Here is a 13899-nt window from a genome sequence, read left to right on the forward strand (position 1 = left end):
CTACCGGCGGGTGATGCTTTGCACCTTCCCGCCGATCCTCCCCGAAACGCTATAGATGCGCTGTGCAACCGCAGCGTTGCAGGGTCAATCGGGCTTGTCGTCAAAATCGTGTGGAGATGTGTGGAAACGTTCGATCAAACCTGTCACAGTGTACGTATTATTTACAATCGAGAGCGAGCATGGCTGCCGACCAGAAGATCTTCGCCGGTCCCCGCCTGCGCCGCCTGCGGATTGCACAGGCGCTGACCCAGACGCGGATGGCGGCCGACCTCGGCGTGTCGGTGAGCTACCTCAACCTGATCGAGCGCAACCAGCGGCCACTCAGCGCAACTTTCCTGCTCAAGCTGGCTGGGACCTACAACCTCGACCTGCGCCAGTTGACCGGCGACGACGGCGATGCGGTCGCATCCGAACTGGCGCGCGTCTTCGGCGATCCGGCACTGCACGGCATCGAGATCGGGCGTGCCGAGCTGGCCGAGGTCGCTTCTGCCTCGCCCGGTATCGCCCAGGCCCTGCTCCGACTCCACGCGCTGCTCGACGGCGATACCGTACGCGCCGACCCTGAGGCCAACCCGATCGAGGCGGTCACCGACCTGCTGCTCGACCGCCGCAACCACTTCCCCGAACTCGACACCGCCTGCGAAGCGCTCGCCGACGAACTGCGGCTGGCGGCGGGCGACCTGCGCTCCGCGATTTCCGACCGGCTGCGCGTCCGCCACGGGCTCAGCGTCCGCATCCTGCCCGCCGAGATCATGCCCAACCTGCTGCGCCGCCTCGACCTTCACTCGCGCCAGTTGCAGCTGTCGGAGAGCCTCGACGCCGCCAGCCGGACCTTTGCCGCCGCCGCCCAACTGGCGCTCAGCGAACTCCGCCCGGCTATCGAAGCCGCGCTGGCCGGGGCCAACCTTCCCACCAAGGAGGCGCAACGCCTCGGCACCCAGACGCTAGTCAACTATGCCGCCGCCGCGATCATGATGCCGTACGGCCGCTTTCACGCCGCCTGCGAATCGCTCGGCTACGACATCGAGATGCTGCAGGCGCGCTTCGGCGCGGGGTTCGAGCAGGTCGCCCACCGGCTGACGACGCTGCAGCGCCCCGGCGCCCGCGGCGTGCCGTTCTTCATGCTACGCGTCGACCGCGCCGGTAACATCAGCAAGCGCTTCGCCGCGGCGCGCTCGACGCTGGCGGCGCGTGGTGGCGGCTGCCCGTTATGGACGCTGCACGCTGCCTTCGACCGCCCGGGTGCCATCGTCCGCCAGATCGTCGAGACGGAGGACGGCGCGCGCTTCCTGACGGTGACCCGGACCGTACGCAGCTACACCATGGGCTATGGCGAGCCGCGACCGGAGTTCGCCATCCTGCTCGGCTGCGACCTCGGCCATGCCCGACCGCTGGCCTACGCCTCCGGGCTGGACCTCGACGCACCGAGGGCTACGCCGATCGGCCTGGGTTGCGCATCGTGCGAACGTACCGCATGTCGCCAGCGCAGCCTGCCGCCGCGCGGTCGTCGCCTCGTCGTCGACGAGCGCACGCGTGGCGTCACCCCGTTCAGGTTCGCATAGACCGGAGAGCAACATGGCCGTCCACGGCGTACACATCACCGGGACGATGAAGCCCGGCTTCGAGACCATCCTGACCGACGCGGCATTGCTGTTCGTCGCCAGCCTCCACCGCATGTACGAGCCGACGCGGCAATCGCTGCTGCGCGCCCGCGACCAGCGCCAGGCGTGGTGGGACGAAGGCAATGAAATCGACTTCGCGCCCGAGACATCGTCGGTCCGTGATGGAGACTGGCAGATCGCGGGCTCGCCCGCCGACCTGCAGGATCGCCGCGTCGAGATCACCGGGCCGGTCGACCGCAAGATGGTCATCAACGCGCTGAATTCGGGCGCCAGATGCTTCATGGCGGACTTCGAGGACGCCTCCACGCCCATGTGGGAGATCATGCTCGAGGGCCAGATCAACCTGCGCGACGCGGTCGACCGCACGATCACTTTCGAGGACAAGGGCAAGAGCTACAAGCTCAACGAAAAGGTGGCGACGCTGCTGATCCGCCCGCGCGGCTGGCATCTGCCCGAAGCGCACATGCTGGTCGATGGCGAGCCCGTCGCCGGCGCGCTGTTCGATTTCGGGCTGTACTTTTTCCACAACGCCCGGCGGCTGGTGGCGAACGGCAGCGGTCCGTATTTCTACCTGCCCAAGCTCGAGCATTATCTCGAGGCGCGGCTGTGGAACAACGTCTTCGTCTACGCCCAATCGGTGCTCGGGCTGCCGGTCGGCACCATCAAGGGCACCGTGCTGATCGAGACTCTCCCCGGCGCCTTCATGGCGGACGAGATCCTGTACGAGCTTCGCGACCATGTCTCGGCGCTCAACTGCGGTCGCTGGGACTATATCTTCAGCTTCATCAAGACCTTCCGCAACTCGTCGGCGCATGTCCTGCCGGACAGGGCCGCAGTGAACATGATCGTCCCCTTCATGCGCGACTATGCGCTTCACGTCATTCGCACCTGCCACCGCCGCGGCGCACACGCGATGGGCGGCATGTCGGCGTTCATCCCGGTCAAGGGCGACGATGCCGCTAATGACAGGGCCTTTGCCGCCGTCCGCGCCGACAAGGAGCGCGAGGCAAGCATCGGCCATGACGGCACCTGGGTTGCCCACCCCGGGCTGGTCGGCGTCGCCATGGAGGTCTTCGACCGGATCATGCCGGGGCCCAATCAGCTCGGCCGGATACCCGAAGGCTCGGTGACTGCCGAGCAATTGACCACCCCTGCCCCCGGTCCCAAGTCGCTGGCCGGGTTGACCAACAACGTCAATGTCGGCATCGGCTACATCGCTTCCTGGCTGCGCGGCGCCGGTGCTGCTCCACTGCACAACCTCATGGAGGACGCCGCCACCGCCGAGATCTGCCGTACCCAGCTCTGGCAATGGCGTGCCAACGACGTCGTCCTCGACAGCGGGGAGCCTGTCGATGAGGCGCTGATCGAACGAGTGATCGGCGAGCAACTAAAGGTCTGGAAAGCCGACGTTGGCGGCGACCATTTTGCAGCAGGCAAGTTCGCCGAGGCCGCAGAGGTGTTCCGTGCTCTCGTGCTGGCCGACAAGTTGGAGCCGTTCTTGACGCTGCCAGCATATCAGCACTATTTCAGCAAATAGCATTCATCGCCGTTGTGGCATCGGCGGAGATGCGAAGATCGACGATAGCTGCTCTCAGCTCTCCAACCGCCATGCCACGACCGCGAGCCCCAGCAGCGCCAACGCCGCAATCCAGAGCGCTTCAAGGCCAAAAATCGGATAGGCCAGCGCACCGATCACGGCGCCGCCGACCAGTCCGGACCACAGTCCTAGATACGGCAACCATCCCCAGCGCTCGCCGCCCGTCAAAGCGGTCGCCAGATGTTGCCCAGTCTTGACCAGCGCACCGGTCATGTAGGTGACGCCAAGCCGCACCTCGCCGCCTGTCTCGAAAACCGTATTCTCAGCGCCCATAGCCAGGGCTGCGAGCGCGAATACGCTCCACATCGGCCCAATGCGAACCATCAGAGCAGCCATCGCAACGATCGTTGCAACCAGTAGCAACACCACAGGCCGCCGGACTCGACCCACGGTTCTCCCAAGCAAGGATCCGATTATCACGCCCGCGACGAACGAAGCGATCAGACCCGCTGCCGCCGCAGCGGTCATGACCGCCATAGGAGCAGCAACGGCCATCCGGGTCGAATTGCCGCTCATGAACGAGACGAAGAAGCCGCCCGTCCCGATAAACCCGACCGCATCGACAAATCCCGCGACCGCCGACATGCACGCCGCCAGCGTCCGCCACCGGGCGTCGAACTGCTTCATCGAGCGTGTGCACTCATGCCTGCAGCAAGCGCCCGTAAGCCGCGATTGTCATTCGATATGACAAGGCTCAGCCTAATAGTCAGGATTGTTCGACCCGGCCGGACAGAAGACCGCCGCCTCCAATCAATGAAGACGGCGGTAGCCGATCAGAAAGGTGAGGTTGGCGTCAAGCTGCCTTGGGCGCAGCCTCGCGAACGCCAGCATCGACGTGATCCTCGAACTGGGCGAAGTTATCGATGAACAACTTCACCAGCCCCGCTGCCTTGACGTCGTAAGCATCCTTGTCGGCCCAGGTAGCACGCGGATCGAGGATGAGCTGGTCGACGCCAGCAACGACGATCGGCACCTGGAAGCCGAAATTCGGATCGGTCCGCATCGGTGCATTATTCAGCGAACCGTCGAGCGCGGCGTTGAGCAGCGCGCGGGTGACCCGGATCGGCATGCGCTTGCCAACGCCATAGATGCCGCCGGTCCAACCGGTGTTGACCAGCCAGACATCGACGCCGCCCTTGGCGATACGCTCCTTCAGGAGGTTGCCGTAGACCGACGGATGACGCGGCATGAACGGCGCTCCGAAGCAGGTCGAGAAGGTGGCGTCGGGCTCTGTCACCCCGATCTCGGTACCTGCGACCCTGGCGGTGTAGCCGGAGAGGAAGTGGTACATTGCCTGCGCCGGGGTCAGCTTGGCAATCGGAGGCAGGATGCCGAAAGCGTCGGCGGTCAGCATGATGATGTTCTTGGGTACCGGCCCGAGATTGTCGCTGCTGGCGTTCGGGATGAAGTCGATCGGGTAGGAAGCGCGACTGTTCTCCGCCAGCGCATTGTCGTCGAGATCGATTTCGCGCGTATCGGGATCGATCACGACATTCTCCAGCACAGTACCGAAGCGCTTGGTCGTCGCGTAGATCTCGGGCTCGGCCTCTGGCGACAGGCGGATTGCCTTGGCGTAGCAGCCGCCTTCGAAATTGAAGACCGCCGTATCCGACCAGCCATGCTCGTCGTCGCCGATCAGGGTGCGCGACGCATCCGCGCTGAGCGTCGTCTTGCCGGTGCCGCTGAGACCGAAGAACACCGCGGTATCGCCATTCGCGCCGATGTTGGCTGAGCAATGCATCGGCATCACGCCCTGCACCGGCAGTAGGTAGTTGAGGATCGAGAACACCGACTTCTTCATCTCGCCGGCATATTTCGTGCCGCCGATCAGTATGGTCTTGCCCTCGAAGTCGACGGCGATGATCGTCTCCGACCGGCAGCCGTGACGCGCCGGATCGGCCTTGAAGCTCGGCAGGTCGACGATCGTGAACTCCGGCAGGAAGTCGGCGAGTTCAGCCTCCTCCGGCCGCACCAGCATCGTGCGGATGAACATCGAGTGCCACGCGTATTCGGTGATTACGCGAACCTGGACGCGGTACTCGGGCTGCGATCCGCCGAACAGGTCCTGGACGAACAGCGTGTCCTTCTCGGCCAGCGCGGCAGCGAAATCGGCCTTGATCGTGGCGAACTGCTCCGGGCTGATCGGCCTGTTGGTCTTGCCCCACCAGATCACCGGGCCGGTGACGTCGTCCTTGACGATGAACTTGTCATTTGCCGAGCGGCCGGTGTGCTTGCCAGTCTCGACGACGAGTGCGCCGTCCTTCGACAGCAGGCCCTCGCCCCGCGCCACGGCCTGCTCGATCAGCGCCGCAGTTCCAAGGTTCCAGTGCAGGGTCGCATTGGTCGTGAAGCCTTGCGTGTCGAGGCCAGTACGGGAAGCAGTCAAGGGGGTCTCCTTGGAAATGAGAGATGGAAGCAGCGGGGGGCTGGCCTTCGTGATCCGCCGCTATTAGGCGAGATGCCGCCAGCACGTCAAAGTCATGGGTTAGATTCTTGCGCCCGTGGGAGGCCGCGCTGTGCCCGAAGCATGGGTCGCAGACAAACGATGCCAGCCACGGCATCGCCGCGACTGGCATCATCGTCTTTAGGAGCGATCAGCGCCCGGTGGTTGTCGCACCCTGCATGCCGCGCAACTCGTCCAGATGATGCTGGACGACAGGCACGATGCCGGTCGCGGCCTGCTTCAAGGCCGGCTTGTCGCCGCCCTGCGCATAGGTGGTGTGCAGCGCCAGCGCCTGCTCATGCGCCATCATCTGCTGCTTGACGTAGACCTTCTCCATGTCGGCGCCCTTGGCTGCCTTCAGGTCGGCGATCATCTTGGCCTGGGGCGGCAGCAGCTTGGGCGGTCCGGCGACGACGCCATCGGATTTGGCAGCGGCCGCGACCTGAGCGGTCGACTTGCTGTGATCGTCGATCATCATCTGGGCGAAACTGCGGATCTTGGCGTCCTTTGCGGTCTTCAGGACCATCTGGCTCGACGTCTTTTCGTAAAGATCTCCCGACCCTGCCTGTTTGACGAAGTCAGGCGCCTTGGTGGTCGGTGCGGCCGCGAGAGGTGCGGCGACGACCAGGCTGGTGGCGGCGAGCATAGCGAATCTGTTCATGACGATCTCCCAATTTCAGTAAGTCGCCTAACCCCAGCATCAGGGGGCAGTTCCGCGTCGTACTTGCCACAGGGCCGCGGTATTGGCACAGCGTTGCGCTAGGCATTCGACGCCGCGCCCGGAGACCCTGTGTCCGCCACGATCGCTCTCGTCGACGACGACCGCAATATCCTCACTTCGGTGTCGATCGCCCTGCAAAGTGAAGGCTTTGCGGTTCGACTCTACTCCGATGGTGCAGCTGCGTTGAAAGCGCTGACGGAGAATCCGCCGGACCTGGCCGTCCTCGATATCAAGATGCCACGCATGGACGGGATGGAATTGCTGAGGCGGCTGCGAGAAAAAACCGAACTGCCGGTGATTTTCCTGACGTCCAAGGATACCGAGATCGACGAGGCGCTCGGATTGGCGATGGGCGCCGACGATTATATCGGCAAGCCGTTCAGCCAGCGGCTGCTGATAGAGCGCATCCGCGCTGTTTTACGCCGCGTCGCCAGCCGTAGGGGCGAGCCGTTGGCCGAGGGCGAAACGGCGCCCGGCCCGGCCTTCACGCGCGGACGCCTGACCATGGATCCAGCGCGCCACCGAGTCAGCTGGGAGACGGCCGAGGGCAAGGCCGGCGACGTCGCGCTGACGGTCACCGAGTTCCTGATCCTGGAAGCGTTGGCCAGCCGCCCCGGCTTCGTCAAATCGCGCGACCAGTTGATGGACGCCGCCTATCAGGACGACGTCTACGTCGACGATCGAACGATCGACAGCCATATCAAGCGCTTGCGCAAGAAATTCCGGGCCGTCGACCGCGACTTCAAGGGGATCGAGACGCTCTATGGCGTCGGCTACCGCTTCAACGAAGCCTGATCCATTGACCGGGCCACCCGCGCGCTGGCGGTTCAGCCTCGCGCCGCGCATCCTTGCGGTCAACGTCTTTGCCATCCTCGCCCTGGCGTTGAGCGTCGCCTATCTCGACACGTTTCGCGAACGGCTGATCGATCAGCGCAGCAGCGAGCTCAGGCTTCAGGCCACCTTGATCGGTGATTTTCTATCGCGCGTGCCATCGGCGCAATGGCCGGCGCTCGCCGCCCGCTTCGGCGCAATCGGCGGCTCGCGGTTACGGGTCTATGCGACGGATGGCAGCCTGGCTGCCGACAGCTGGCGCGCTACCGGGCCGACCTTCGAGCTCGTCGACCCGCGTACCGAGCCGTTTCGCCGTGACGCCGCCCGCGCGCTCGACATAGTCATCGAGGGCTTCGGCACGACGCACCATCTCGACGATTATGTCGAACCGGCGCGCGATAATGCCGCGGCCTGGTCGGAGGTCCTTGTTGCCCGCAACGGCAAGGTCGTCGACCTCCGCCGTCGTGCACCCGACCGCACCGTCATCATCAGCGCCGCCGCTCCGCTCGGTACCGGCCCAGCCCCACGACCGACGCTGCAACTCACCCTCGACACCCGCGACATCACCCGCCTTGTCCGCGCCGAGCGAGCAACGCTTGGCATGGTCTTCCTCGGTGTGCTGGCAGTCAGCCTGTTCTTTTCGAATTTCCTCGCCAACACGATTGTTCGCCCGCTCCGCTTGCTGGCCGTGTCGGCACAGCGCGTTCGCCTCGGTCGTGCCCGTGAAGTCACGGTGCCCCGCTTCAAGCGCCGCCGTGACGAGATCGGCCAATTGGCACGGGCGCTCAGCGACATGACTGGTGCACTCCGCGACCGCATCGACGCGACCGAAGCATTCGCCGCCGACGTTGCGCATGAACTCAAGAACCCGCTGGCTAGCCTGCGCAGCGCAGTCGATTCGCTCGAACTGGTCAAGGACCCGGCGCTCAAGACACAGTTGATGGAGGTGATCCGCGACGATGTCGGTCGTATCGACCGGCTGATCACCGACATTGCCGACGCCAGTCGCCTGGATGCCGAGCTGTCCCGCAGCCGTTTCGAACGCATCGATTTCGGCGACCTCACCGGCAATCTGGTCAAGGCTTATGAGACCGCCGGCCTGCCGCGTGGCGTACAGATCGCCTACGCCCGACCGGAGGGCGACACCGCCGTCACGCTCGGCGAGGGCGACCGGCTTGCGCAAGTGGTCCGCAACCTGATCGACAATGCCGTGTCCTTCTCGCCCGACGGCGGCCTGGTAGTGGTCGTTGTCGTTCATGCCGGCGACCGGGTGCTGCTGCGCGTCGACGACAGCGGCCCCGGCATTCCGACCGAGAACCGCGAGGACATCTTCAGGCGGTTTTACACCGAACGCCCGGAAGGTGAGGATTTCGGCCGACATTCCGGGCTGGGCCTGGCGATCGTCAGGACGATCGTCGAAGCTCATGACGGCAATGTCGAAGTGCTCGACCGGCATCCCGGCAATGGTGCGCGCTTCATCGTCTCCCTGCCCGCGGTATGATCCGCGTCCACGCCACGGCAGTCTCGATCGACGGCCGGGCCGTGCTGCTACTGGGGCGTCCCGGCAGCGGCAAATCGGACCTGGCGCTCCGGCTGATCGACCGCGGCGCCGTGCTGATCGCCGATGACCAGGTCGAGCTCAGCCGCGACGGCGATGGCCTGGTTGCCTCTGCACCGGCGACGATTGCAGGCATGCTGGAGATCCGCGGCTGCGGCATCGCCGCGATGCCCTTTGCCCACAGTGTCCCGGTGGCGATGGCCTTCGACCTGGAAAGCCTGCCGGACCGCCTTCCCGACGCGACGACCCGTGACGTCGCGGGGGTCGCCCTGCCATGTCTGGCGCTCTCACCCTTCGAAACCGCGGCGCCCCTCAAGGTCGAAGCGGCTTTGCGCGCCCTGCGAACGGGAGTAGAAGCCGCGCCCGTGACCTCTGAACCACCTTCGCCCAGCGGCCCGACCCGGGTACTTATCATCACCGGCATGTCCGGCGCCGGCAAGTCGACGGCATTGAAGGCTCTGGAGGACCTTGGCTTCGAGGCGGTCGACAATCTGCCACTGGCGCTTCTGGATCGACTGCTGGACCCCGACGAGATCGAGTCCGGCCGACCGCTCGCCTTCGGCATCGACTCGCGCACGCGGGGCTTCGACGGCGAGGCAATCGTGGCGCGGCTCAAGGCACTCCGCGCCGACCACCTCGATGTCCGACTGGTCTTCCTCGACTGCAGTGGTGGCGAACTGACTCGCCGCTTTTCCGAAACCCGGCGCCGGCACCCGTTGGCGCTCGACCGCCCCGCTGCCGACGGCATTGCCGCCGAGCGCGAATTGACCGCGCCGCTGCGCCGCTGGGCCGATGCCGTGATCGACACCACCGACTACCGCGCCGCCGACCTGCGCGCTGCGATCGGCGAGCGCTTCGGCACCGGTGCCGGCCATGCGCTGACCATCACCTTGACGTCGTTCGGTTTCGCGCGGGGGCTGCCACGCGATGCCGACCTGGTGTTCGACATGCGGTTCCTCGCCAACCCGCACTGGGACCTGGAGCTGCGCCCGCTGACCGGCGAGGACGAGGCCGTCGCCGCCTATGTCGCGGCGGACCCAGCGTTCTCGCCCGCCTATGAGCGGATCGTTGATCTGCTGCTGACCCTGCTCCCCGGCTATGGTCGCGAAGGCAAGTCCTACCTGACCGTCGCCTTCGGCTGCACCGGCGGTCGCCATCGCTCGGTGTTCGTGGCACAAGCAGTTGCTGCACGTTTGCGCTCAGCAGGTTACGATCCGCATCTAATCCACCGTGACAAGACGGGACGCGGCAACGATGCCGCTCCCGTCAGTGAAGACAGACTGGAGCAATCGGTCGCATGATCGGACTCGTACTTGTTACCCACGGTCGGCTAGCGGCGGAATTCGTCTTTGCGATGGAGCATGTCGTTGGTCCGCAGACTGCGATCGAGGCGATCTGCATCGGCGCTGACGATGACATGGAAGCCAGGCGCGCCGATATCGCCGCGGCAGTCGCAAAGGTCGACGGAGGCAAAGGCGTCATCGTGCTGACCGACATGTTCGGTGGCACACCGTCCAACCTGGCGATCTCGTTGATGGGCACGGGGCAGATCGAGGTAATTGCTGGCGTCAACCTGCCGATGCTGATCCGCCTCGCCAGTGTCCGCAAGGTAATGACCGTCGCCGCCGCCGTCGACGCGGCGCAGGAAGCCGGTCGCAAGTATATCTCGGTCGCTTCGCAGATCCTCGGCGAGGCGGCCTGAGTTGGCTGGCCCCGTCACCGTACCGATCACCAATCGCCGCGGTCTCCATGCCCGTGCGAGCGCCCGCTTTGTGACGTTGGCCAGCACCTTCGACGCGGTGGTCACGGTCAGCAAGGACGGCTCCAGCGTCACCGGCACCTCGATCATGGGCTTGATGATGCTCGCCGCTGCGCCCGGTGACAGTGTCGACGTCGCGGCGTCAGGAACGCAGGCGGATGAAGCACTGGCCGCGCTCGTCGAACTGATCGAGAACAAGTTCGGCGAAGACTGACCGCGTCAGGCGGCGATCGGGAACCGCAACAATCGTTCTGCCGTCGGCACCAGCGCGACCAGCGGTCCACCCAGCACCCGGCCGAACACCGGGTCGCCGACGTCCAACCCCCCGGTCAAGGCACCGAAGGCCGGCAACACGATCTTGTTCGGCGTCACTGCAAAGCACCGTCGCGAGATACCCCGGCCGCGGACATGCAGCTTGAGCTTCGGATGGTAATGCCCTGAAATCTCGGGCTTGGCTTCGAGCACGTCGGCCTCGTGGCGCAGCAGGATGCCGCTCGCTTCGCACTCGGCCATTACCCGTCCGCCAAGCGAACGAGCGACCTCATGATCATGGTTGCCGGTGATCCACAGCCAGTCAAGCGTACGGGTCAGCCGCTCGAGAACCGACCGCGCCGCCGGTGGCAGGCGCTCTGGTCCGCCGGCATCTTGAAAGCTGTCCCCCAGGCACCACAACGACGTTGCTCCCGTCGCCTCGACCGCGTCGATCACCGCGGCCAGCGTATCGGTCGTGTCGTAAGGGGGCAGGAACTGCTGGCGCGTTCCGTACCAGCTCGCCTTCTCGAAGTGCAGGTCTGCGACCAGCAAGGCGTTGCGCGACGGCCAGAATAGCGCGCCCGACGTCAGCGGCACGAACTCCTGACCTGCGAACGAAAAGGCAACGGATGACATTCGTCGCGGTATAGCGACGATGCCCGTCGCTGCAAGCTAAGTCGCACGTTCAGTCGAGCCGCATCGCCTCCGCCGCCAGCGCGTCCGCCTCGATCAGCAACGCTTCGTCGGCGCCGCCGAACACGCGCTCGCGTCCAGCCTCCAGCAGCACCGGGACAGCCAGTGGCGACACCCGCGCGAGCTTCATATGCACCATCGACGTCTGCGCGCGCTCCAGCAAAGCTCCCAACCGGTCGATGTCGGTAAGCTTCGATCGCGCGTCGCTCCATGCCGCAGTCAACAGGAGATGATCGGGCTCGTGCCGGCGCAACACATCGTAGATCAGGTCGCTGGAGAAGGTCACCTGCTTGCCGGTCTTGTGCTGGCCGGGATGTTGTCGGTCGATGAGGCCGCCGATCACCGCGACTTCGCGGAACGCCCGGCGCAGGAAAGGCGTCGCGGCGATCCACTCTGACAGCTCCTCCTCGAAGATGTCCGGCGAGAACAGCGGCTTGGGGTCGAGTACCGGCTTGAGGCTCCAGGTCGCCAGAATATAGTCGCTGCCGACGAAGCCGAGCGGCTGCAGGCCGGCTGCCTCCATACGCTGCGTCATCAGCATCCCCAGCGTCTGGTGCGCATTCCGGCCCTCGAACCCATAGGCCACCATGAAGTGCTTGCCTTCGCGCTCGAACGTCTCGACGAGAAGGTCGTCCAGGCCGGGAAGCTTGGAACGCAACTGCTGATAGCTCAGCCATTCATGAACATCCGGCGGCATTTCCGACCAGCGTTCGGGCGTGTTGAACAGACCGCGCACCCGCGTCGCAAGGTTGGTCGACAATGGCATGCGCCCACCGACATAGGTCGGCACTCGCGGGTCGCCACGCGACAGCTTGACGAACATGTCCGGACCATCGAAACCCGTCACCTCAAGGACTTGCCCGGCGAACATGAAGCTGTCGCCGAGCCGCAACTGTGAGGCGAACCACTCCTCGACCTTGCCGAAGCTGCGCCCGCGCCGCCCGAGCTTGACGTTCAGGGCCGCCGCCTCGACGATAGTGCCGGCGTTGAGGCGGTGCTGCACCGCCATGCGTGGGTGGGTGACCCGGTACAGGCCGTCGACGCCCAGCGTGAGGCGTTTGTAGCGATCATAGGCACGGAGCGAGTAGCCGCCCGACTCGACGAAGCCGAGGGTGCGATCGAACTCGGCGCGCGGCAGCCCGGCATAGGGTGCGCTCGACCGAATTTCGCCGAACAGCGCATCTGCGGTGAACGGCGCGGCGCTGCCGCAAGCCATGATGTGCTGCGCCAGCACGTCGAGACCGCCGGGCCGGAAAATGTCATGGTCGAGCTCGCCCTGCTCGACCGCATCGCGCGCGGCCAGCGACTCCAGATATTCGAAGCGATTGCCCGGCACGACGACGGCTTCCGACGCCTCGTCCATGCGGTGGTTGGCGCGACCGATGCGCTGCAATAGTCGCGACGAACCCTTGGGCGCGCCCATCTGCACCACCAGGTCGACGTCGCCCCAGTCGATGCCCAGATCGAGGCTGGCGGTCGCGACGATCGCGCGCAGCCGGCCGCTCGACATCGCGGCCTCAACCTTGCGCCGCGCTTCCGGGCTCAGCGAGCCGTGATGGATACCGATCGGAAGCGAGTCGACATTCTCTGCCCACAGGTCGCGAAAGATCAACTCGGCCACAGCGCGCGTGTTGACGAAGACGATCGTCAACTTGTGGTTGGCGATCAGCTTGATGACCTCGGCGGCGGCGTAGCGGCCATTGTGCCCTGCCCAGGGGATGCGATCGTCGGGAACCAGAATGTGGACATGCGGCTCCGCGCCGGGATCGCCGACCACCAACCTGACGGATCCGGCGTCGGCATCGGGCGCGAGCCAGCCCTGATAGGCTTCAGGATCGGCAATCGTCGCACTCAGTCCGACCCGTCGCAGCCCGGGGGCGAGCATCTGGCAGCGCGCCATCGCCAGGTTGAGCAGGTCACCGCGCTTGCTGGTGGCGAAGGCATGGACCTCATCGACGATGATCGTCCGCAGGCTGCCGAGCATGCGCGCCGCGTCGGGGTAGCTGACCAGCAGCGACAGCGACTCCGGCGTGGTCAGCAGCATTTGCGGCGGCCGCTCGCGCTGCCTCACCTTGCGGTCGGAGGGCGTGTCGCCGGTGCGCGTCTCGACGCGGATGTCGAGGCCCATCTCATTGATCGGGTTGAGCAGATTGCGCTGCACGTCGACGGCCAGCGCTTTCAGCGGCGACACATACAAGGTGTGGAGGCCATCGATCGGGTTCTCGATCAACTCCGCCAGGCTTGGAAGGAACCCGGCCAGCGTCTTGCCCGCACCGGTCGGCGCGACCAGCAGCGCATGGTCCCCTGCCCGCGCCGCAGCCAGCATCTCTGCCTGATGCCGCCGCACCGACCAGTCGCGCGTCGCGAACCAGTCGAGGATCTGGGGAGGGAGGGCAGCAGTCACTGGCAGGGATATAGGCATC

Annotated in this window: 12 protein-coding genes and 1 pseudogene; 8 read left to right on the forward strand and 5 right to left on the reverse strand. The window is 65.4% G+C overall.

The window, feature by feature from the left end; translation table 11 throughout:
* Nucleotides 1–179 precede the first annotated feature (179 nt).
* Both ACOFKW_RS15375 and aceB read left to right on the forward strand, forming a co-directional pair.
* Nucleotides 180–1562, forward strand: coding sequence for a helix-turn-helix domain-containing protein (locus tag ACOFKW_RS15375; protein WP_419815004.1), 1383 nt, complete (start codon nt 180–182; stop codon nt 1560–1562).
* Between the two features lie 13 nt (nt 1563–1575).
* Nucleotides 1576–3159, forward strand: a complete 1584-nt coding sequence (aceB, locus tag ACOFKW_RS15380; protein WP_419815005.1) for a malate synthase A — start codon at nt 1576–1578, stop codon at nt 3157–3159.
* Nucleotides 3160–3213: 54 nt separating this feature from the next.
* On the opposite strand, the gene ACOFKW_RS15385 is transcribed toward aceB, so the two are convergent.
* The 3 genes from ACOFKW_RS15385 to ACOFKW_RS15395 all read right to left on the reverse strand — a co-directional run bounded on the left by ACOFKW_RS15385 (nt 3214) and on the right by ACOFKW_RS15395 (nt 6323).
* Complete coding sequence (locus ACOFKW_RS15385; protein WP_419815006.1) at nt 3214–3846, reverse strand: YoaK family protein; 633 nt, start codon at nt 3844–3846, stop codon at nt 3214–3216.
* Between the two features lie 166 nt (nt 3847–4012).
* Complete coding sequence (locus ACOFKW_RS15390; RefSeq protein ID WP_419815007.1) at nt 4013–5605, reverse strand: phosphoenolpyruvate carboxykinase; 1593 nt, start codon at nt 5603–5605, stop codon at nt 4013–4015.
* A 208-nt stretch (nt 5606–5813) separates the two neighbouring features.
* Nucleotides 5814–6323, reverse strand: coding sequence for a DUF4142 domain-containing protein (locus ACOFKW_RS15395; protein ID WP_419815008.1), 510 nt, complete (start codon nt 6321–6323; stop codon nt 5814–5816).
* A gap of 129 nt (nt 6324–6452) precedes the next feature.
* Between ACOFKW_RS15395 and ACOFKW_RS15400 the strand changes: the two genes are divergently transcribed.
* From ACOFKW_RS15400 to ACOFKW_RS15425, 6 genes and pseudogenes are all read left to right on the forward strand, one after another.
* Complete coding sequence (locus tag ACOFKW_RS15400) at nt 6453–7178, forward strand: response regulator transcription factor (RefSeq protein ID WP_419815009.1); 726 nt, start codon at nt 6453–6455, stop codon at nt 7176–7178.
* The gene (locus ACOFKW_RS15405) at nt 7147–8715 is read left to right on the forward strand and encodes an ATP-binding protein (protein ID WP_419815010.1); all 1569 of its coding nucleotides are present in this window, start codon (nt 7147–7149) and stop codon (nt 8713–8715) included. Before ACOFKW_RS15400 ends, ACOFKW_RS15405 begins: the two co-directional genes overlap by 32 nt.
* A pseudogene (locus tag ACOFKW_RS15410) lies at nt 8712–8876 on the forward strand (HPr kinase/phosphorylase); the annotation flags it as partial. The gene ACOFKW_RS15405 and the pseudogene ACOFKW_RS15410, both read left to right, overlap by 4 nt.
* A gap of 318 nt (nt 8877–9194) precedes the next feature.
* A complete protein-coding gene (gene rapZ / locus ACOFKW_RS15415; RefSeq protein ID WP_419816972.1) occupies nt 9195–10073 on the forward strand; it encodes an RNase adapter RapZ in 879 nt (292 codons plus the stop codon).
* Entirely contained in the window at nt 10070–10474 is a 405-nt protein-coding gene (locus ACOFKW_RS15420) for a PTS sugar transporter subunit IIA (protein ID WP_419815011.1), read from the forward strand. The genes rapZ and ACOFKW_RS15420 overlap by 4 nt, the downstream gene beginning before the upstream one ends.
* Before the next feature lies 1 nt (nt 10475).
* Complete coding sequence (locus tag ACOFKW_RS15425; RefSeq protein ID WP_419815012.1) at nt 10476–10745, forward strand: HPr family phosphocarrier protein; 270 nt, start codon at nt 10476–10478, stop codon at nt 10743–10745.
* Between the two features lie 5 nt (nt 10746–10750).
* Here ACOFKW_RS15425 and pdeM read toward each other — a convergent pair whose 3' ends face one another.
* Together pdeM and ACOFKW_RS15435 are read right to left on the reverse strand one after the other, a co-directional pair.
* A complete protein-coding gene (gene pdeM / locus ACOFKW_RS15430) occupies nt 10751–11419 on the reverse strand; it encodes a ligase-associated DNA damage response endonuclease PdeM (protein ID WP_419815013.1) in 669 nt (222 codons plus the stop codon).
* 49 nt (nt 11420–11468) lie between these two features.
* The gene (locus ACOFKW_RS15435; RefSeq protein WP_419815014.1) at nt 11469–13898 is read right to left on the reverse strand and encodes a ligase-associated DNA damage response DEXH box helicase; all 2430 of its coding nucleotides are present in this window, start codon (nt 13896–13898) and stop codon (nt 11469–11471) included.
* Nucleotide 13899: the final 1 nt, after the last annotated feature.

The sequence above is a fragment of the Glacieibacterium sp. genome (assembly GCF_965200405.1).
In the GTDB taxonomy this organism is placed as follows: domain Bacteria; phylum Pseudomonadota; class Alphaproteobacteria; order Sphingomonadales; family Sphingomonadaceae; genus Glacieibacterium.